Source organism: Paracoccus chinensis (assembly GCF_900102885.1).
GTDB lineage: Bacteria > Pseudomonadota > Alphaproteobacteria > Rhodobacterales > Rhodobacteraceae > Paracoccus > Paracoccus chinensis.
The window spans coordinates 65718-85539 of sequence record NZ_FNGE01000013.1 but is presented as its reverse complement, the minus strand read 5'-3'; the positions used below and the strand labels follow the sequence as shown (position 1 = coordinate 85539).

The 19822-nt window shown below is 72.1% G+C and carries 12 protein-coding genes; 5 read left to right on the top strand and 7 right to left on the bottom strand.

Annotated elements, in window-relative coordinates; genetic code table 11:
* Window position 1 precedes the first annotated feature (1 nt).
* Window positions 2–5278 (top strand): CapA family protein, encoded by a 5277-nt coding sequence (locus BLQ03_RS13350; RefSeq protein WP_090756824.1) that lies wholly within the window; start codon window positions 2–4, stop codon window positions 5276–5278.
* A 171-nt stretch (window positions 5279–5449) separates the two neighbouring features.
* Here the strand turns inward: BLQ03_RS13350 and BLQ03_RS13345 are convergent, their stop codons facing one another.
* Complete coding sequence (locus BLQ03_RS13345; protein ID WP_090756823.1) at window positions 5450–6640, bottom strand: alpha/beta hydrolase family protein; 1191 nt, start codon at window positions 6638–6640, stop codon at window positions 5450–5452.
* Window positions 6641–7023: 383 nt separating this feature from the next.
* Window positions 7024–8838, bottom strand: a complete 1815-nt coding sequence (locus BLQ03_RS13340) for an ExeA family protein (RefSeq protein WP_217629752.1) — start codon at window positions 8836–8838, stop codon at window positions 7024–7026.
* 182 nt (window positions 8839–9020) lie between these two features.
* Here BLQ03_RS13340 and BLQ03_RS13335 point away from each other — a divergent pair, with 182 nt between their 5' ends.
* From BLQ03_RS13335 to BLQ03_RS13320, 4 genes are all read left to right on the top strand, one after another.
* Entirely contained in the window at window positions 9021–9695 is a 675-nt protein-coding gene (locus tag BLQ03_RS13335) for an ABC transporter ATP-binding protein (protein WP_090756821.1), read from the top strand.
* A gap of 32 nt (window positions 9696–9727) precedes the next feature.
* Entirely contained in the window at window positions 9728–12112 is a 2385-nt protein-coding gene (locus tag BLQ03_RS13330; protein WP_090756837.1) for an FtsX-like permease family protein, read from the top strand.
* Entirely contained in the window at window positions 12102–13148 is a 1047-nt protein-coding gene (locus BLQ03_RS13325; RefSeq protein ID WP_090756820.1) for a lipocalin-like domain-containing protein, read from the top strand. The genes BLQ03_RS13330 and BLQ03_RS13325 overlap by 11 nt, the downstream gene beginning before the upstream one ends.
* 167 nt (window positions 13149–13315) lie before the next feature.
* The gene (locus BLQ03_RS13320) at window positions 13316–14125 is read left to right on the top strand and encodes a Crp/Fnr family transcriptional regulator (RefSeq protein ID WP_090756819.1); all 810 of its coding nucleotides are present in this window, start codon (window positions 13316–13318) and stop codon (window positions 14123–14125) included.
* A 28-nt stretch (window positions 14126–14153) separates the two neighbouring features.
* Here BLQ03_RS13320 and BLQ03_RS13315 read toward each other — a convergent pair whose 3' ends face one another.
* From BLQ03_RS13315 to BLQ03_RS13295, 5 genes are all read right to left on the bottom strand, one after another.
* Entirely contained in the window at window positions 14154–15017 is an 864-nt protein-coding gene (locus tag BLQ03_RS13315; protein WP_090756818.1) for a DMT family transporter, read from the bottom strand.
* Between the two features lie 181 nt (window positions 15018–15198).
* On the bottom strand, window positions 15199–16905 hold the full coding sequence (gene dld / locus BLQ03_RS13310; RefSeq protein ID WP_090756817.1) for a D-lactate dehydrogenase: 1707 nt from the start codon (window positions 16903–16905) through the stop codon (window positions 15199–15201).
* Between the two features lie 34 nt (window positions 16906–16939).
* Window positions 16940–17581 carry a LutC/YkgG family protein gene (locus tag BLQ03_RS13305; RefSeq protein WP_090756816.1) on the bottom strand — a complete coding sequence of 214 codons (642 nt, stop codon included), beginning with the start codon at window positions 17579–17581 and terminating at the stop codon, window positions 16940–16942.
* Entirely contained in the window at window positions 17578–18999 is a 1422-nt protein-coding gene (locus BLQ03_RS13300) for a lactate utilization protein B (RefSeq protein WP_090756815.1), read from the bottom strand. Before BLQ03_RS13300 ends, BLQ03_RS13305 begins: the two co-directional genes overlap by 4 nt.
* A gap of 4 nt (window positions 19000–19003) precedes the next feature.
* Complete coding sequence (locus BLQ03_RS13295; protein ID WP_090756814.1) at window positions 19004–19783, bottom strand: (Fe-S)-binding protein; 780 nt, start codon at window positions 19781–19783, stop codon at window positions 19004–19006.
* Window positions 19784–19822 lie beyond the last annotated feature (39 nt).

Sequence of the window (19822 nt, the reverse complement as noted above, 5' to 3'; positions counted from 1 at the left end):
CATGGACGACATACGGCCCACCCCTGTTCCTGGTCATCCCGGCGCGGCGCCGGGCGGCGGTTCCCTCAAGCCGGTGCGGTCGCGGATGCTGGGGGCGGGAAACACCCATTCCCGCAAGCCGGTCATCCGCATGGAGATCCGCCTGGACGACGGTTATCCCGAAACCCTTGCGCCCGAATGGCTGCACAAGGTCATGGCCGCCGTGCCCGTCCTGCCGGCAAAGGTCTTCGACTTCCCGAACTGGCGGCTGGCGCGCGAGGCGCAGGCCCCCCTTCCGCTCGCCACCGTCGTCGATCTCATGGCCCTCCTGCTTCAGCGGTCGATGGGCTGGCCCGTCAGCTTCATGGTCGGCGCGCAGGTGACGCCTTCCCAGCGGCCGGAACATCCGGGCGAGAAGCGCGTGGTCGCGGTCTTCGAGACCCGGCAGAAATCCGCGGGGCTGCTGGCGGGCAGGCTTGCCGTGGACCTGCTCGGCAAGTTGCGGAATGCAGGCGACGACGAGATCCGCGCCATTGTCGAGGAAGGATTCCGCACCTTCCAGCGCCGCACCTCCAGCACGACGCCCCACCGCTTCGCGCTGTGGGTGGCCTCGCGCGCGATGCTGCGCGGCATTCCCTGGACGGCCCTGCCGGGGCAGGCCTTTGTGCGGCTCGGCCGGGGCCGGCAGGCCGAGCTGCTGCGCGGCCTCGACACCAGCCTCACCCCCTGCATCGCGGCGGGCTTCGCCAAGCGCAAGGAAATCGCCAGCGGCCTGCTGCGCCTGGCCGGCCTGCCGATCGCCAAGCAGCGCTATGCCCGCAGCCTCGAACGCGCGCTGGCCGGCGCGCACGAGATCGGATACCCGGTCGTCGTGAAGCCCAGGGACGGCAACGGCGGTCAGGGCGTTTCGGTGAACCTCAAGACCGACGAGGAGGTCGCCCGCGCCTTCCACCTGGCCACCGCGATCTCGCCGGCGGTGGTGATCGAATCCCTCATCCGCGGCCCGACCTTCCGCCTGACGGTGATCGGCGGCCGCCTGTTTGGCGTGGTCGAGCGGCACCCGCCGCGCGTGCAGGGGGACGGCGAAAGCACGATCGCCCAGCTCATCGCCGCCGAGAACGAGAACCCCGAGCGCCAGCCCACCTATATCGCCAGCATGAAGCCCATCGTCCTTGACGAGAACATGGTGGAAATGCTGGCCGAGCAGGGGCTGACCCCCGAAAGCGTCCCCGAGGCGGGCCGCTGGGTGCTGCTGCGCAACGTGCCGAACCCGCCTTACGGCGACAAGACCGACGTCACCGACATCACCCACCCGACCGTGCGGGCGATGGCCGAGCGCGTGGCCGCCGTGATGGGGATCCACGTCCTCGCCATCGACTTCGTCACCACCGACATCAGCCGGCCCTACGAGGAAACGGGCGGCGCCATCTGCGAGGTCAACACCTTCCCCGACCTCAGCGTCCACCTCAACATCCGGGAAGGCACGCCCCGCGACGCGGCGGATGCGGTGCTCGACCTGATCTATCCCCCCGGCAAGAGATGGGGCTTCCCCCTGATCGCGGTTCTGCGCGAGGAAGCCGATCCCGACGTGGAAAGCGCGATCCGCGCCGAATGGGAAGGCCGCGGCTACAAGGTCGGCATCGCCTCGGCCATCGCGGGCGGGGGCGCGCCGACGGCGGTCACGACGCAGGCCGACTTCGAGGAGCGCCTGCGGGCGCTCGACCTCGACCCCGAGGCGGATCTGGGCATCGTGGTCCTGTCGCCCCGCCAGCTGGGGGACTGGGGCCTGGGCCACGAGGCCGTGGACCTCGCCGTTGTTCCGGCCGGAGAGGCGGCAAGCACGGCGGCCCGGCGCGCGCGGCGGGCGCTGGAACGGGTGACGGGGGGCAGGACGCTGGCGCTGGACGATCCCGATCTTGCCCGGCGGACCTTCGAGACGCTTGAGCTGGGGCGCAAGCTGCGCAGCGCCAAGGCCCTGTCCCGGCCCGCCGAGGTCCCCCGTTCCCCGGCCGAGGCCCCTGCCGCGCCACCGGAGACGGGCGCCGCGGCGGCCAAGGCGGCGCTCATGCCCCACAGCGACCGCGACGTGAGGCGGGCGCGCAGCGGGCGCCTGCGCGCCGGAGAGCCCAGGGTGCTGGGGGCGGGCAATGTCCATGCGCGCCGGCCGGTGATCGAGCTTCCGCTCATCGAGGGCCCCGAGATCGTCGTCACCGCCGCCACCGCGCAGGCCCTGGCCGAGATCCTTCCGCCCCTGTCGGGCCGGGTTCCCGATTTCGGCGGCTGGCGGCGGGTCACGACCGCCGCGGGGCCGGTGCCCGTCGCCGCCGTAGTCGAGGTCCTGGCCGTCGCGATGCAGCGCTATGTCGGCTGGCCCGTGCGCTTCTGTTCCTGGCAGCCCGACGAGGACCGCGACGACACGGCCCCCGGCGCCGCGGACCCCGCCGGACAGCCGCAGGGAAACCCGGCGCTCGCGGTGTTCGAGATCGCCACCCCCGCCACGGGGCTCGCCACGGTGAAGATGGCGCTGGCGCTCGCCTCGGCGCTTCTGGACAACGAGGGGTCCGACGAGCTTCAGGAGAAGTTCCTGCAGTTCATGCACGAGCTGCGGCAGGAAACGGCGCAGGAACGCCCCCATGTGGACGGGCTCGAGATCGCCCGCGAGGCCGCGCGGCGCGGCATCGGCTGGTCGGTGGTCGAGGGCTCGAAATTGCTCCGCCTCGGCTCGGGCCGCTTCGCCCAGATGGTCGGGGGGTCCGAGACATCCAGATGCCTGTCGCTGGGGATCAAGCTGTCGGCAGGCAAGCGCGTCACCTCGGGGATCCTCGATGCCGCGGGGCTTCCGGTGCCCCGCCAGCGCCTCGCCCGGACCGAGGAGGAGGCGCTGGCCGCCGCCCGCGCCATCGGCTTCCCGCTGGTCGTCAAGCCCGCGTCAAGCCACAAGGGCCGGGCGGTGTCCGTGGGGATCACGGACGAGGCCGGGGTCCTGCTGGCCTTCGGGCGCACGCAGGCCATTTCGCCCGAGGCGATCGTCGAGTCCTTCATCCCGGGCAAGGAATACCGCATCCTCGTGGTGGGCGGGTGCTTCGCCGCCGCCACCAACCGCCGGCCCGCCCAGGTCCGGGGCAACGGCTCCAGCACCGTGCGCACCCTTGTCGAGCGCGAGAACGCGCGCCCCGAACGCGACCGGCGGCTGGCCGGGCGGGCGACCGCGCTGGTCCCCATCGCGCTGGACGACGAGGTGGACGAGCTTCTGGCCGAGCAGGGGCTGACCCTTGACGCCGTGCCCGAGAACGGCCGCGTGGTGCTGCTGCGCCGTCAGTCCAACCACGCCATGGGCGGCGACACCGTGGATGCGACCGACGCCGCCCATCCCGAGATCCGCGCCATGGCCGAACGCGCCGCGACGCTTCTGGGGATCGACGTCTGCGGCGTCGATTTCATCACCACCGACATCACCCGGCCGCCCCGCGAAACCGGGGGCGCCATCTGCGAGGTCAACACGCGCCCCGGCCTCAAGCTTCATTACGGGGTGTCCGAGGGCAAGCCGCGCAATGTCGCGGGCAACGTGCTGGACATGCTTTTCCCCGAAGGCGCCCCCCACCGCTGCCCGGTGGTGGTCCTTGCGGGCAGGGGCGAGGAGAACGCGCCCCTGATCAGGGCCGCCGAAAAGGCTGCCGTCCAGGCCGGGCGGGTGCTCGGGGTCCTGGGCGCCGGGCAAGACGGGGATCTGGCCCCGACGACGCGGCGGCTGAAGAACATGACCGCGATCTCCTGGGACAACGAGCTGGACGCCGTCCTGGTCTGCGCCTCGGCGGCTGACGTGGCCGAGCAGGGCTTGGGGCTTGAGCGGATCGACCTGGCGATCCTGCCCGGCGCGATGGACGACCCGGTGCTGGCGGCGGCGCGCAAGGCCCTGGCGCGGCTGTCGGGCAACCGGGTCCTTCAGCCGGACGACCTCGCCGCCCGCAAGAGGGTCCTGACGGCGCTGCGCCTGTCCCCGCCCGCCAAGGCCCAGCCCGCGAAGGCCGAGCCACGCCCGGTCCCCGCCGTTCCCGCCCGGGCCGAGAAGCGGCCGGAGCCTGCGCCGGCTGCGGCGCCCGACGCGGGTTCCGCGGTGCCCCTGCCGTCGGAGGTGCTGCGGCCCCGCGCGGCCAATGCCACGGTCCTGCTGGTCGGCGACATCGGCTTCGGAGAGCCGTTCCTGCACCTGCCGCGCGCGGCGGGCCTGATGCGGCTTCTGGACGAGCACGGCTACGGGCATTCGACGGCCAGGCTCGGGCGCCTGCTGTCCTCGGCCGATCTTGTCATCGGCAACCTCGAGGCTCCGCTGTCGTCGCGCCCGGACAGCGCCCTGCGGGGACGCAAGAAGAACCTTGGCTGGTCGGACCCCGAGCGCACGGTCGAGGCGCTGCGGCAGGCGGGCGTCCATGCCGTCTCGGTGGCCAACAACCACGCGCTGGATTGCGGCGTGGCGGGCCTCGGGGAAACGCTTGCGCGGCTTGACGCGGCGGGGATCGCCAGCTTCGGGGCGGGGCCCGACCTGGCCGCCGCCGACAAGCCGCTGATCCGGCGCTTCGTGGTGGGCGGGCAGGAACGCAGCCTTGTCGTCTTCGGCGGCTTCGAGCACCGCGACCGCTATGAAAGCCGCTACCGCTGGTATGCCCGTCCCGGCGCGCCGGGCGTCAGCCCGCAATCGGCCGAGCGGATCGGCGCAAGGATCGCCTTTCTGCGCGATCACCTGCCCGCCCCGCTTTTCGTGGCCTATCCGCACTGGGGCGAGGATTACACCGAGGTCAGCGACGCGCAGCGCGACGAGGCCGCGCGGCTGGTCGAGGCGGGGGTCGATCTTGTCGTCGGCCACGGCTCTCATGCCGCCCAGTCCGTCGAGATGGTGGACGGACGGCCGGTGGTCTTCGGGCTTGGCAACTTCGTCTGGAACGCCCCCGGCCGCTACGGCAGGTTCGGCGTGCCCCCCTACAGCCTGGCCGCGGCCCTGGTGTTCCAGGGCAAGCGCAGCGGCGGAGGAACCGCGCTGCGGCTTTACCCGCTGATGACCGACAACACCGTCACGAACTTCCAGAGCCGTCCGGTCACGAAGGACGAGTTCAAGGAGGTGGTGGCGATCCTGACGGGGGGCCTTGAGGCGCCGGCAAGGGAGCGGTCGGACAAGGCGGGCCCCTGCCTCGAGATCAGGCTGGAGGATCGCGCAGCGGCCCCACCCGCCACGATGTCCGCCGGCCTCCGGCAGGCAGGGCCGGCCCCCTCGGCGGGGAACCCGATGCTGGCCGGGCCGCGCTGAACCCGCGGCCCGTCGCTCGGGCCATGATGGACCTCTCCGCATGGCCGGGGTCAGGTTCCGCGCAGCGGCCCGACACGGAAAAGGGCCCGGGTTTCACCCTGGGCCCTTGCGGGAAGAAAGCGGGCGGCAGGACACGGCCCTGCCGCCCCGGTGGTCACCGTCAGGCGACGGTCAGAGCAGGAAGTCGTCGGCGGTCAGGTGGTGGATGCCCTCGATCCGCCCCTTGGCCTCGTAGGTGACGTCCCGGTCGGTGTTGAGGTAGATATAGGTGTCGCCGTCGTGATGGCGCACCCGGATCTCGGCCCCCCCGGTCGTGAAGGCGTCCGGGCCCACCAGCCCCAGGAACTCGAAGTCCTGGTTGCCGCTGCGCGTCACGCTGGCGTCGATGTCGCGAAAGTCGAACAGGTCGCCGTCCTTGTAGTCCGTGACGACCTCGCCGTGCCAGTCCGAGGCCTGGTCATAGTCATGGACCTTGCCGGGCTGGGTCGGCGTCGGCGCCGGCGCCGGGGCAGGGGCCTTGGACGGGGAACCGTTTCCGCCCGTGCGCCCGTCGAAGGCGTCCTGGAACTCGGGCGCGTTCATCATGTTGCGCGCGGAATGGGCCACGCCGTCGGCGACGACCAGTTCCCAGTTGAACTCCCAGCCCTTCGACTCGGCCAGTTCCTTCGCCTCGTTATAGACGAACTCGGCGCGTTCGAGCCGGTGGTCGCCCTGCCGCATGGCGGCGGAGCCGGACGACAGCTCGGGGGCGTTCGGGTCGTTGTCCTTCGAGCCCGCGTAGATCGTGATCGGGTCCGCCAGGTAGTCCTTGAGATAGGCTTCCTGTTCGGACGCGGACAGCCCGCCGCCGAAGCCGTAGGGCATCTTCTCGGTCAGGCTGGCGCGGACATGGGTGGACGGGTTGGTGATGATCATCTTGTCGAAGATGTCGGGACCGAAGGCGGCAACCCGGCTGAGGAACTGCCCGCCGGCCGAGTGGCCGAAGGCGATCGTCTCGACGTCGGGATCGTTGCCGACCTTGGCATGGGCCCATTCGGCGATGTCGTCCACAAGGGAAACGGTCCAGTCGTCCTTCGGCAGAAGCCTGCCGCTGGACGAGACCATCCCGCCCCGCTGGTATTCCAACGACGAGAAGTCGCTGGCCGAGAAGCGCGGCGCGACGACGTAAAGCCCGTATTCGTTGGCCATGCTGATCGCGGCGTCGCGCGCGCCTTCGGCATTGCGGCCGGAACCGTGGAAGTTCAGCAGGATGCCGTTGATCTCGCCGGCGGGGCGATAGGTGAACGTCTCTAGGGTGGTTCCGTCGTAATTGACGGACAGTGACTGTTTCCCCACAGGAGCGGAGGGCAGGTTCAGTGCCATATTGTCGTGATCCTTCGAACCTTCTGGAGCAGGGAACCCTCGGGTCTCCACCTTGCTCTTTCGCATCAAGCCAGGCCTCGGCCGGAGGTGGTCCGAAGGTGGCGGGAAGGTGTTTAGAACAGGTTTCGTCCGCGACACAACCTCTGATTGAGTCAGACCAGCCCTGCAGTGAGGTCAAAAAACGACAGCGCCCGTGCGGGCGAAGGCGACTGGAAAGGGGCGGCGGCTGTGCCGCGCGCGGAGGCGCTTGTCCCGCCCCTGAAAGGGACCGGATGTTTTCAGCGCTTCGCCATGTCCGGCAGGACTGTTAAGGGCAGGCTGCGGGCCGCCTTCGGGGCGGGCAGGGACGCAGACCCGACGCCTTCAGGTCCCGTCCGCCTCCGTCACGGCCGTCCTTCGCCGGACGGCCCTTCTTCCGCGGGGATCATGCGGACCATGTCCGAGGGCGTGCTTTCCGCACCCCCGGCCCCGATCGCGGTCACGCGCCAGGCGCCGATCCGGAGGGGCAGGATCAGGCCGGGAACCGTCGTTTCCTGCGCAGGCAGGGCCTGGCCGGCGAGACCCCTGACCTCGACCCGGAAGCGGACCGGGGCCGCGCCTTTCGGGACATGCCAGATCATCTCGCTGGCGCCACTGTCCAGCCGTGCCTGGAAGATCGGCACGGGCGTGTCCGGCGGGCCCGCGGCGGCTGGGGCGGTCAGGTCCTGCATCCGCTGCCGCGCCGCGGGCAGGGGGGCCGCCGCATACCACAGCCGGGCCAGGCCGGGGTTCAGCCCGGCGCCCGCTGCGGTTTCGTGCAACTGCCCCAGGTAATAGGCCGCGCGGCCCTGCCCGCGAAGCGCCGCGCGGGCATAGGCGAGCGCCGCCCCGGCAGGATCGCGGGTCTCGACCTCCAGCGCCTGCCGCATCAGGGCCTCGACGGTGGGGTCCGGGGTGACGGCGACCGGCGCAAGCCCCGGTCCGGGCCGGGGCGCGGCCTGTTCCACGGCGGCGTTGGCTGCGGGAAGGGCCAGCCCCTTTCCCATAGGGGCAGGCCCGGGGGGCGCCTGCAGCCACAGGAAGGCCGCACCGACAGCGGCGACTGCCGCCGCAACCGGCACCCACAAGCCCCGGCGCCGGGAGGGTCCGGGCGACAGCGGCAAGGGATAAGGGGCGGGCAGGGGACGGGGCGCATCGGCGCGTGCGTCCGGTGAAGGTGACGCGCTGCGGTCGGCCGGGGCGGCCTGCTCTTCCATCCGTTCTTCGGACTGCTCGACGGCGGGCTCCGGCCCTGCGGCAACCGGCAAGGCGGGATGGTCCGCATTTTCGGCAGGAGCAGCGGGGGCGGCAAGCCGCGGCAGGGGCGCGACTTCCGGCGATGCCGCCCCCTCCGGCTCGCCTGCATGACCGTCCATGCCGGTCGCGGTCGCCTCCTCCAGCACCGCGCGGATCCAGCCGGACTCAATCCGCGACAGGCCTTGGGCGGCTGCGGCCTTCAGGCAATGCTCGGCCATGATGTTGATCGACCCGGGCACGCCCTGGCTGAAGCCATGCAGCACCTGCATCGCGCCCGGGTCGAACAGGGGCGTCCGCCGCCCTGCCTGCGCCAGCCGGTGCGCGACATAGGCGGCCGTTTCCGCTTCGCTGAAGGGGGGCAGCGAGGCCCGCTCGGCGTCCCCCGGGCGCAGGTCCTGCAACTCGGGCGCGTCCAGCAGGGCCAGCAGCCCGGGGCGGCCGACCAGCAGCAGCGTCAGGGCGCCGTCGCGCGCAGTGCCCCCGGTCAGCGCGGCCAGGGCGGACAGGCTTGCGGGGTCCAGCGCCTGCGCCTCGTCCACCACCAGCAGGACAAATCCGTTGCTCGCCCGGATCGTCGCGGAAAAGCGGCGGATCTGCCGGGCCGCCATGTCCGGCCCGCCCCCCTGATCGGGCAGGTCCAGCGCGCGGCGCGCCTGCGCCAAGATGCCGCCGCTTTCGGGCAGGGGGCCTGGGACAAGCCCGATGACCCATTCGCTGCCGTAGCGGTCAGGCAGCAGGTTCAGCAGCGTCGTCTTGCCGGTTCCCGCCGCGCCCGTCAGGACCAGGATGCGCGCATGGGCACCGACCCCGTCCTCGATCCAGTCGATCACGCGCTGGCGGGCGGGCGAGCCGTGGAAAAGCCCTGCCTCGGGCCCGGGGCCGAACGGCGCCTTCTGCAGACCGAAGCGATCGAGATGGATCACGGACATGACCCGACCGATGTTGCCGATCCCGGCCAGCCGTGCAAGCGGCGCCTTCTGCCGGGCCGGTCCCGGATGTCTCGGGCTGCCGGCTCCTCCTCGCCCGGCGCCCCCGCAAACACCGGTTGTGATCGCGCGGCAGGTGCTGTCCATATGGGCGGGACGCGGGGTTCAGCGGGGCCGGGATGAGCAGCGGAAAGGCCGAAGTCGTCAGCGCCCGGGGGATCGTCAAGGCCTTCCCCTCGGCGGCCGGGCCGGTGGCCGTCCTGAACGGCGTGGACCTGGCGCTGCGCGGGGGCGAAAGCCTCGCCGTCACGGGGGAATCCGGCAGCGGGAAAAGCACGCTGCTGCACCTGATCGGCGGGCTCGACGTGACGGACGGGGGCGCGCTGGCGGTGCTGGGAACCGACCTGCGCACCGCCGACGACCGGGCGCGCGCGGCGCTGCGGCGCGAGCGGATCGGGATGATCTTCCAGCAGTTCAACCTGATCCCCTCGCTGACGGTCGCGGCGAACCTGGCCTTTCAGGCCCGGCTGGCCGGGCGCCACGATCCCGCCCGCGTGGCGGCGCTGGCCGGGGCGCTGGGGCTGTCGCAGCTGATGGGCCGCTATCCGGAACAGCTTTCGGGCGGCCAGCAGCAGCGCGTGGCGATCGGGCGCGCGCTGGCCGGGCAGCCGCCGCTGGTTCTGGCCGACGAGCCGACAGGCAACCTCGACGAGGCCACGGGCGACGCGGTGGCCGCCCTGATGCTGGACCTGGTGCGGCAGCAGGACACGACGCTGGTGCTGGTGACCCATTCGCTGCGGCTGGCGGCATTGTGCGACCGCCAGGTGCATCTCCATGCGGGGCGGCTCGCGTGACGGGGCGGGCACGCCTCGTGCTGGCGGCGCTGATGTCGCACTGGCGCAGGCGGCCCCTGCAACTGGCCATGCTGCTGGCGGGGATCATGCTGGCGACCGCGCTCTGGTCCGGGGTGCAGGCGGTGAACGCCGAGGCGCGGGCGAGCTATGCCGAGGCCGCCGACCGGCTTGGCACCGGGACGCTCGACCGGCTGGAGCCTGCGCCCGGCGCGGTCCTGACGACGGCCGATTTCGTTGCGCTGCGGCGGGCGGGTTGGATCGTCTCGCCGCTGGTCGAGGGACGGCTGCGCGCGGGCGAGGGCCGCGTGGCCCTGCTGGGGATCGAGCCCGCGACGCGCGTGGCCCTTGGCCCGGCCGAAGGCGGGGCGGTGGCCGAGGGCGACCTGCTCGCCTTCATCACCCCGCCGGGCCTCGGCTTCGCGGATGCGGAGGTCATCCGGGAACTCGAGGGTGCCGACCTCGGCGGCCTGACCGTTGCCCCGCGCGAGGGGCTGCCCCCCGACACGCTGGTCGTGGACGTGGGGATCGCACAGCGGCTGCTGAACCTTGGCGAGCGGCTGACGGCGCTGGTCGTGGCGCCCGAGCAGCCGCCGGGGCTGGCGCCGCTGGAACAGGTTGCGCCGCATCTGCTGCGGAAGGCCCCGCAGGACCGCGCCGATCCGGAGGCGCTGACGGGCAGCTTCCACCTCAACCTCACGGCCTTTGCGCTGCTCTCCTTCATCGTGGGGCTGTTCATCACCCAGTCCGCCGTGGGCCTCGCCTTCGAGCAGCGCCGGCAGGTGGTCCGCACCCTGCGCGCGCTCGGGGTGCCGCTGGCCGAGGTGCTGGGGGTGATGGCGGCGGAACTCGCGATCCTCGCGCTGGTGGCGGGTCTTGCGGGAATCCTGCTGGGCTGGGCGGTGGCGGCGGCGCTGATGCCGGGGGTGGCCGCGACGTTGTCGGGCCTTTACGGGGCCGAGGTCTCGGGCGCGCTCGCGCTGCGGCCTGTCTGGGTACTGTCGGGTCTGGGGATGGCCTTGGCGGGCGCGGGGCTGGCGGGGGCGCGCGGGCTGCTGCGGACCGCGCGGATGCCGCTGCTGGCGGCGGGTCAGGCGCGCCCTTGGGCCGTGGCCGCCGCGCGCGGGTTGCGGCGGCAGGTGCTGGGGGCAGGGGCGCTGGCGCTGGCGCTGCCCCTGTGCCTCGCCTGGGGCGGGCTGGTCGGGGGCTTCGCGGCACTCGCCTGCGGTCTGCTGGCCGCGGCGCTGCTGCTGCCGGTCGTGCTGGATGCGGGGCTGCGCTGGCTCGCCGGGCGGGTGCGCGGCGTGCTGGCGCAGTGGTTCGTGGCCGACACGCGCCAGCAGTCGGGCGGGCTGTCCTTGGCGCTGATGGCGCTGATGCTGGCGCTGGCGGCCAATATCGGCGTCGGCACCATGGTCGGCAGCTTCCGCAGCACCTTCCTGGGCTGGCTGGACCAGCGCCTCGTGGCCGAGCTTTACGTCAACGCCCGCACCGAGCCCGAGGCCCGGGCCATCCGCGACTGGCTGGCCCCGCAGGTGGACGCCATCCTGCCGATCTGGAGCGCCGAGGTCCCCCTGCGCGGCCAGCCCGGCCGCGTCTTCGGTGTCGTGGATCACCCGACCTATCGCGACCACTGGCCCATCCTGCGGGCGCGACCGGGCGCCTGGAACGAGGTGGCGCGGGGAACGGGCGTTCTGGTCAACGAGCAACTTTTCCGCCGCGCGGGGCTGAGCCTTGGCGACAGCCTCGACCTGCCCGGCGGCGCGCTGCCGGTGGTCGGCGTCTATTCCGACTACGGCAACCCCAGCCCGCAGGCGATCATCGGGCAGGATCTGTTCGACGCACGTTTCCCCGAGGCGCCGCGCCTGAACCAGGCGGTGCGCGTGGATCCCGACCGCGCCGCCGCACTGGCCGAGGCGCTGCGGGACCGCTTCGACCTGCCGGGCAGCGCCGTGACCGACCAGGCCCAGGTCAAGGCGGTGTCCCTGCGGATCTTCGAGCGGACCTTTTCCGTTACCGCCGCGCTGAACGTCCTGACCTTGGGCGTGGCCGGGATCGCGCTGCTGACGGGGCTGCTGACGCTGGCTTCGATGCGCCTGCCGCAGCTTGCGCCGGTCTGGGCCGCCGGGCTGACGCGGCGGCGGCTTGCAAGGCTGGAGCTTGCGCGGACGCTCGCGCTGGCGGCGGCGACGGCGCTTTATGCGGTCCCCGTAGGCCTCGGCCTCGCCTGGATGCTGCTGGCCGTGATCAACGTCGAGGCCTTCGGCTGGCGGCTGCCCATGCAGATCTCGCCAGAGCTGATCGCGCGGCTGGGGGTTGCGGCGCTGGCGACGGCGCTGGCGGCTGGGGCGCTGCCGGCGCTGCGGCTGGCGCGCATCACGCCGTCGCAACTGCTGAGGGTCTTTGCCGATGAACGCTAGGCGCTGGCTTGTCCTGTTGGTCCTCGGCACGCTGCCCGCCTGGGGGCAGGAGGGAGGCTTCGCGGGCCTCGGCTCCGACGTCCAGGGCTTCGCCCTGCCCGATCCCGCACGCGACCTTGTCTTTCCCCGCGACCACGGCGCGCATGAGGATTTCCGCATCGAGTGGTGGTATCTCACCGCCAGCCTGCGCGGCGCGGACGGGCGCGACTACGGGGCGCAGTGGACACTGTTCCGCTCGGCGCTGTCGCCCGAGAAGACGGGCACGGGCTGGTCCGTTCCGCAGGTCTGGATGGCCCATGCCGCCGTGACCACGCCCGAAAGCCACCATGTCGCCGAACGCTTCGCCCGGGGCGGCATCGGCCAGGCGGGCGTGACGTCCGAGCCCTTCGCCGCTTGGATCGACGACTGGTCGATGCGCGCCCCCGAGGGCGGGGACGGCCTCGACCGCCTGACCATCGACGCGCGGGGCGGCGACTTCGCCTATGCGCTGCAGGCCGAGGCGGAGGGCCCGCTCGTCCTGCACGGGCAGGGGGGCTATTCGGTCAAGGGACCGGGCGGCCAGGCGAGCCATTACTACAGCCAGCCCTTCTACCGCGTCTCGGGCCGCCTGTCGCTGCCCGAGGGGGCGGTGGAGGTCACCGGCCACGCCTGGCTCGACCGCGAATGGTCCTCGCAGCCCCTCGACCGCAGCCAGAGCGGCTGGGACTGGTTCGCTTTCCACCTCGACAACGGCCGCAAGCTGATGGCCGCCCGCGTGAGAGGGGCCGAGCCCTTCCTGTTCGGCAGCCTGATCGACCCGGATGGCCGCGTGCGGGTGCTGGACGGCGACGACATCGCCCTGCGCCCCGGCCAAGGCACGCCGCCGATGTCATGGACGGTGGAGCTTCCTGGCGAAGGGCTGGCGCTGGCGGTCGAGGCGGTGAATCCGGCCAGCCGCATGACGACCTCTGTGCCCTACTGGGAAGGCCCCGTGCGCGTCACCGGCAGCGTCACCGGACGAGGATACCTTGAAATGACGGGATATCCCCTGGACTGATGCGCCCGGCAGGCCGCGCTGCCCGGCTTATCCTGTGACATGTGATCACAAATGGAACGATCCCCTTCTCCTCTGGTTGAGGCGGAAGTGGACAAGCAGGGGAGCCAGGACCACAGTGACGAACGACCGTTCCCCGCCTTTGCATTCAGACCGCCGCGCCTTCTGACATGAGGGCCGACAGCCGACTGATCGCGCCGCCCGCAGACAGCCGCGCGCGCCCCGAAACCATGACGCCGACGGCCTGGAGCCGGGGGCGTGAGGCCGCAAGGACATGCACACCGGCCCCGCCCCTGCTCACGCGCGCCGAGCTCGAGGTCGCGCGACGCTCGCCCCTGTTCGCGGATCATCCGGGCAGGGTCGAGGCCCGGCTGCTGGAAGGCGCCCGCGTGCAGGCCGTCCACCCGGGCCAGGTCATCTTCCAGCAGGACACGCCCCCCGACGCGGTGTTCGTCGTGCTGGATGGCTGGATCAAGCTTTACCGCCTCGTGTCCTGCGGGGCCGAGGCGGTGGTCGCCACGCTGGGAGAAGGCCAGAGCTTCGGCGAGGCGGCGGCCCTGTGCGACAAGCCCTCGCCCGTTTCGGCCGAGCCCATCGGCCGGGCGCGGCTGCTGCGGCTGGACGCCTGCCACCTGCGCCGGCTGCTGCACGCGGATCCGGGGCTGGCGACCGCGATGCTGGCGCCGGCCTTCGTGCACCTGGAACGGCTGGTCGCCCATGTCGAGGAACTCAAGGCGCATACGGGCGTGCAGCGGGTCGCGGGATTTCTGCTGAACCTGGCCGCGGGGTGCGAGGGCGGATGCTCGGTGGCGCTGCCCTACGGCAAGGCGCTGCTTGCGGCGCAACTGGGAATGAAGCCCGAAACGCTGTCGCGCGCCCTGGCCAAGCTGCGCTGCCACGGCGTGCGGTCGGACACCACGCTGGTGCATATCGACGACCCCGACCGCCTGCGCGCCCTGATGGCCGAGAAGGAGGACTGAGGCCGCCTGCGGGGCGCAGGGCCGGGGATCAGGCCGCCTGCCGCCTTGGCGCCAGCGCAAGCCCGCCGATGCCCGAGGCGAAGATCACCAGAAGGCCAAGCAGCGCCAGCGGCTCGGGCCAGTCGCCGAAGACCAGGAAGCCGATGGCGGTGGCGGCGATCAGCTGGAAATAGATCAGCGGTGCGGAGACCGTCGCCGGGGTCGTCCGGCTGACCAGCACCAGCAGGTAGTTCCCGAAGGCCGAGGCGAGCGAGCTGACGATCACCAGCGCCCAGATCCCCGGATCGGCGCTGGCGGGGACGCTGACCACCCCGGCGGGCAGCAGCAGGATCGCCCCGATCACCAGTTGCGAGCCCAGAAGGAAGGGCGCGGGATGGACCGCCGCCAGCCAGCGCGTCGCGGCAAGGTATGACCCGTAGAAGGCCCCGGCCATCAGGGCGAAGATCATGCCCGTGCCCATCTCGCCTCCCGGCCGGACCACCAGCAGCACACCCGCGAATCCCAGGGCCAGCATCACCGTGCGCGCCCAGGACACCCGTTCGCCCAGGAACAGGGCCGAGATCGCATAGGCCACGATGGGGCCGACGAAGAAGGCGCCGAAGACATTGGCGATGGGTTCGGTCCGCAAGGCCGTCAGGATCGAGGCGATGCCGCCCACGATCAGCGCCGCCCGCAGGACCAGCCGCCAGTCCAGCAGGCTGCGCAGGTTCGACACCCGCAACCCCAGCACGCCCGCCAGCACCAGCGCCGCCAGCGCAAAGCGCGACCAGGCCACGAACAGCGGCTGCACCCCCGCCCCCGTCAGCAGCTTGCCGGCCGTGTCGCCGCAGACGATCGCCGTGGTGGCAAGGGCGACAAGGCCAAGGACGGTCAGGGGCGCGTGGGCCTGCATCGGCAACTTCCTTCGGTCCGCAAGGGGCCTTCCCGCCCCGGCCATGGGGGCGAGATGAAAAGGCCCGGAAAATTTCGGGTTCAGGGACAGGTCCGGGGGACCCTCTTTCCCCGGATAGCCCGCCCGGCAGGAATGATGAAGCCCGCCGGGCAGGAGGCCGCCATGCCCGCCGGGCATCCCGTCAGGACCGCCGCGTGCCGCCGATGCCGGGATTGAAGCGGGCAAGGGGGTCGAGGCTCTCATAGAAGGCGGCAAGCTGGGGCTTGGCGTGGTAAAGATGGCCCACGTTGTGCTCGGCCGGGTATTCGGCGCCCTCGTCGTCCAGCATCGCCAGCATGGCCTTATTGAAGGCCGCGGGATCGGCGCCCTTCTTCAGGACATAATCCAGGTGGAAGACGTGGCACAGGAAATGCCCGTAGGAGAGGGTCGCCGCCACCTTGTCCGCCCATTCCGGCGGCACCGGCTTGATCCAGTCGCGGTCGTTGCGGCGCAGCGCCACGTCCAGCGCGACCAGCCCGCCCGTGCGGCGGCGGTTCATCGCCTCATAGCGGACGGCCGCGCCCGCCACGGCAAATCGGTGCAGCAGCGCCTTGGACCCCTCGGCCGCCGTGCAGCGGAACCAGCCTTCGGGGCCGACCGTCTCGTCCAGGATGCGCTCGGCCGCGTCGGTGGGGGTTTCCAGTTTGAGGATCAGGTGATGCTCGTAACGGTCGCGGAAGTCGCGCATCCGGCGGGGCAGGCGGCCCGGTGCAACCTGGCCGGCGAACTGCAGGAAGCGGTCGCTGAGGTCGGTCCCCAGCGGCAGCTTGCGCAGCCGCGCGTCGGCCCAGCCCTTGACCGCGAACATCAGGGGCATGCGGGCGGTGCCGAACCATTCGATGAACAGCCGCGTGTCGCGGCCGAAGCGGGCGGCCATGTCCCAGGCCTCGCGGTGGATGTATTCGCCGACGATGGGCAGCGGGTCGAGCTCGGTCAGCAGCCGTCGGCGCAGCGTGGCCAGCGCCCCCGCGTCATTGGTGCCGATGTAAAGCACCTCGGTCGCGGCGGGGCGGGGGAAGCTGTCCAGCCGCACCGCGAAGACGGCGAGCCGCCCGGCGCAGCCCGAGGCCTCGTGCAGCCGCCCCGGATCGGCGTTGAAGCGGCCCGGCGTGCCCGCGTCCACGTCGCGCACGCGGTCCATGTAGCCGTGGTCCGAGGCCGCGCCCGCCTGCGCGTCCACGTCGCCCGGCCCGATCTCGCCCGCGTCCAGGCGGCGCAGGATCTCCTCGGGGTCGTCCCCGAGGCGCAGGCCGAGGTTGTTGACCAGCCGCAGCGTGCCGTCCGCCTCAAGCCGGGCGAACAGCGCCAGTTCCGTATAGGCCGGGCCCCGCCTGACCAGCGCCCCGCCCGAGTTGTTGCACACCCCGCCCACGACCGAGGCGCCGAGGCAGCTTGAGCCGATCACCGAATGGGGATCGCGTCCCATCGGGTCGAGCAGCCGTTCCAGCCCGTAAAGCGTGGCGCCCGCATGGCAGACGACCTGCTCGCCATCTAGGATCGGGTCGATGCGCGACAGCCGCAGCGTGTTGATGATCACCACCGGGCGGCCATAGGCGCCTTTCGGCGTCGAGCCCTCGGTCAGCCCGGTGTTGGCCGCCTGCGCGATCACGATGCGGCCCGCCTGGACGCAAAGCTGCAGGACGCGCCACATCTCGACAAGCGTTCCGGGGCGGACCACGGCCTCGGCCTCGCCCCCGCCCGAGCGGTAGCCCATGCGGAAGCGTTCGGTGTCGCGGGGGCGGGTCAGGACATGGGCCGCGCCCACGACCCCGCGCAGGGCACCGAGGAACTCGGGCGCGGGGGCGACGGCCGCCACGGGGATCGTGTCGTCGTGGGAATGCTGCGTCATGGGCCTCGGGCTCCAGGCAGGGGAAGGGGTGGCCTCAGGACCCGACCAGAAGGACGTGCAGGAAGCCGGGGCCGTGGGCGCCCCGGACATAGCTGCCCTCGATGTCGGTGGTGCCGCTGGGGCCGGTGATCAGGATGGCGTTGCGGGGGGGATGTGCCCCCTGCACCGCGGCGGCATAGTCTTCCAGATGCGGCAGCAGGCGGTCGCGCCGAAGGACGACGACGTGATGCAGCGGCAGGAAGGCCAGCAGGACCGGGTTGTCCGCCCCCGAATGGATCACCAGCGACCCGCTTTCGGCAATGCCCCAGAGGGCGAGGCCAAGGCCCACGGGCTCGTCCGGGGCAAGGGACGGATGGGTGGCGATGCCTTCCCAGTTCAGCACCGCCAGTTCCGCCGCGGGCTGCAGGGCGAGGGCCGGGGGCAGGCCCTGCGCGTCAAGATAGCGGCGCAGGGCGGCGGGGACGCCGGCCATGTCGGGGACGTGGTCGATGGTGGTGCCAAGGGCCTTGGCCTTCAGCGCGAAGGCCTCGGCCAGATCGGGCGCGGCGAGGCGCGGGCGCGTGGCCTGCGGGTTCTCCAGCAGGACGGCGGCCTCGGCGGCGATGGCCTGCGGCGCGGCCCGGCGGGGGCCGAGGCTGTCGCGGATGGCCGCGAAGATACGCTCGCGCGAGGTCATTCCGGCGCCCTCCGCCCGGCCTGCTCGGCCCGGTACTGTTCCATGAAGGTGCGGCCCGCCGGGCGCGGCATGTCGCGATAGGCGGTCCAGCCCTTTGCCAGCGGCAGGCTGCGGACCCAGCCCCGCCGCCCCATCAGCCGCAGCGCGCGCACGCCGATGCGGCTGGCGAGACGATAAAGCCGCGGCCGCCGCGCGACCATGGCCCAGAGCCCGAGGCCCACGCGGAGGCTTCCCGGCTCGAGCCGCTCGCGCCAGCTTCGTGTGCGCCAGGCGCGCAGCAGGGTGGGCAGGGGGATGCCCACGGGGCAGACCTCGGCGCAGCGGCCGTTCATGGTGCAGGCGTGCGCCAGATCGCGCGACTGCGCGAGGCCGTCCAGCACCGGCGTCAGCACCGCGCCCATCGGGCCGGGATAGGTGCCGCCATAGGCGTGGCCGCCGATCTGGCGGTAGACGACGCAGTGGTTCATGCAGGCGCCGCAGCGGATGCAGCGCAGCATGGCGCGGAACTCGTCGCCCAGCATCCGGGTGCGGCCGTTGTCCACCAGGACGATGTGCATCTCTTCGGGGCCGTCGGCATCGCCTTCCCGCCGGGGCCCGTGGTGGAAGGTCGTGTATTGCGTCATCTCGCCGCCCGTGGCCGAACGCACCAGCAGCCGCAGCAGCGCGAAGGCATGGGCGGTCGAGGGCACCAGCTTCTCGATCCCCGCCGTCACGATATGGACGCGGGGCGGCGTGGTGGTCAGCTCGGCGTTGCCCTCGTTGGTGACGGTGCAGGTGGCACCGGTGTCCGCGACCAGGAAGTTCGCGCCCGAGATGCCGATGTCGGCCCCCAGGAACTTGGCGCGCAGTTCGCGCCGGGCGCTTTGCACCATGGTCGCGGGGTCCTCGGCGGCGGGCGGAGGAACGTGACCCACCTTGAACAGCTGCGCCACCTGTTCGCGCGTGCGGTGCATGGCGGGCCAGACGATATGCGAGGGACGTTCGCCCGCAAGCTGGATGATGTGCTCGGCGAGGTCCGTTTCCACCCGCTCGATGCCCGCGTCGGCCAGGGCGTGGGGCAGGCCGATCTCTTCGCCCAGCATGGACTTGGACCGCGTGACCAGCTTCGCTCGGGCGTCAAGGCAGATGCGGGTGACGATGGCCCGCGCCTCGGCATCGTCGGCGGCCCAGTGGACCTGCGCGCCCGCGGCAGTGGCGTTGCGCTCGAACATCTCGAGGTAATGGTCGAGATGGGCGATCACGTGGTCCTTGATCGCCTTTCCGCGGGCACGGGCGGCCTCGAATTCCGGGAAGGCGGCGACGGCGGCGGCGCGCTTGCGCTCGGCATTGCCGGTGGTGCGGTCGATGGCGATCTTCAGCGCCCCGTCGGCGAGTGCCGCGGCGGCGCGTTCCTTGAAGGCAAGCTGCGGGGCGTCCATGGGTTCAGCCCTCCTCGCCGATGGCGGGTCCGTCGGCACGGCCCGCCAGGACCTCGATGGTGTGGAAGCAGCGGGTGGCGGCGCCGCGCCGGTGCAGCTTGCCCGCCATGTTCATCAGGCAGCCGAGATCGCCCGCCAGCAGCAGCTCGGCGCCCGTACGCTCGATGGCCAGCGCCTTGTCGGTGGTGATGGCGTCCGAGATCCGGGGGTATTTCACGCAGAAGGTGCCGCCGAAGCCGCAGCAGACGTCGTTGCCTTCCAGCGGGCGCATCTGAAGCCCGTCGATTTCGGCCAGCAGCGCGCGGGGCTGGGCGGCAATGCCGAGTTCCCGCAGACCCGCGCAGCTGTCGTGATAGGTGGCGGTGGCGTCCAGGCGCCGCCCTTCGGGGCGGTAACCCATGACATCCACCAAAAAGCTGGTGATCTCGTGGGTCTTTGCGGCCATCGTCCGGGCGCGCGCGGCCCAGTCGGGGTCGTCGGCCAGAAGCTCGGGGTAGGCATGGACCATGGTGCCCGCGCAGGACCCCGAGGGCAGCACGACATGGTCGCAATGTTCAAAGGCGGCGATGGTCTGGCGGGCGAGCGCCGCCGCGTCGCGGTCGTCGCCGCTGTTCAGCGCGGGCTGGCCGCAGCAGGTCTGGGTCTGCGGCACCTCGACCCGGCAGCCGGCCTCTTCCAGCAGCTGGAGGGCGGCAAAGCCGATCCCGGGGCGGATGGCATCGACAAGGCAGGTCACGAAAAGGCCGACGCGGGGGCCGGCGGGGTCCGGAAGGGTGGCGGGCATGGGCGCGACCTTCAATGGATGAAAGAGGTGCGCCGCGCG

Excerpts from the sequence above, each read along its gene's own strand:
- BLQ03_RS13345 (WP_090756823.1), bottom strand. The coding sequence starts at position 6,640 with ATGGCACTGAACCTGCCCTCCGCTCCTGTGGGGAAACAGTCACTGTCC.
- BLQ03_RS13305 (WP_090756816.1), bottom strand. The coding sequence starts at position 17,581 with ATGACCTCGCGCGAGCGTATCTTCGCGGCCATCCGCGACAGCCTCGGC.
- BLQ03_RS13325 (WP_090756820.1), top strand. The coding sequence starts at position 12,102 with ATGAACGCTAGGCGCTGGCTTGTCCTGTTGGTCCTCGGCACGCTGCCC.
- BLQ03_RS13315 (WP_090756818.1), bottom strand. The coding sequence starts at position 15,017 with ATGCAGGCCCACGCGCCCCTGACCGTCCTTGGCCTTGTCGCCCTTGCC.
- BLQ03_RS13335 (WP_090756821.1), top strand. The coding sequence starts at position 9,021 with ATGAGCAGCGGAAAGGCCGAAGTCGTCAGCGCCCGGGGGATCGTCAAG.
- BLQ03_RS13330 (WP_090756837.1), top strand. The coding sequence starts at position 9,728 with ATGTCGCACTGGCGCAGGCGGCCCCTGCAACTGGCCATGCTGCTGGCG.
- BLQ03_RS13350 (WP_090756824.1), top strand. The coding sequence starts at position 2 with ATGGACGACATACGGCCCACCCCTGTTCCTGGTCATCCCGGCGCGGCG.
- BLQ03_RS13295 (WP_090756814.1), bottom strand. The coding sequence starts at position 19,783 with ATGCCCGCCACCCTTCCGGACCCCGCCGGCCCCCGCGTCGGCCTTTTC.
- dld (WP_090756817.1), bottom strand. The coding sequence starts at position 16,905 with ATGACGCAGCATTCCCACGACGACACGATCCCCGTGGCGGCCGTCGCC.
- BLQ03_RS13320 (WP_090756819.1), top strand. The coding sequence starts at position 13,316 with ATGAGGGCCGACAGCCGACTGATCGCGCCGCCCGCAGACAGCCGCGCG.
- BLQ03_RS13300 (WP_090756815.1), bottom strand. The coding sequence starts at position 18,999 with ATGGACGCCCCGCAGCTTGCCTTCAAGGAACGCGCCGCCGCGGCACTC.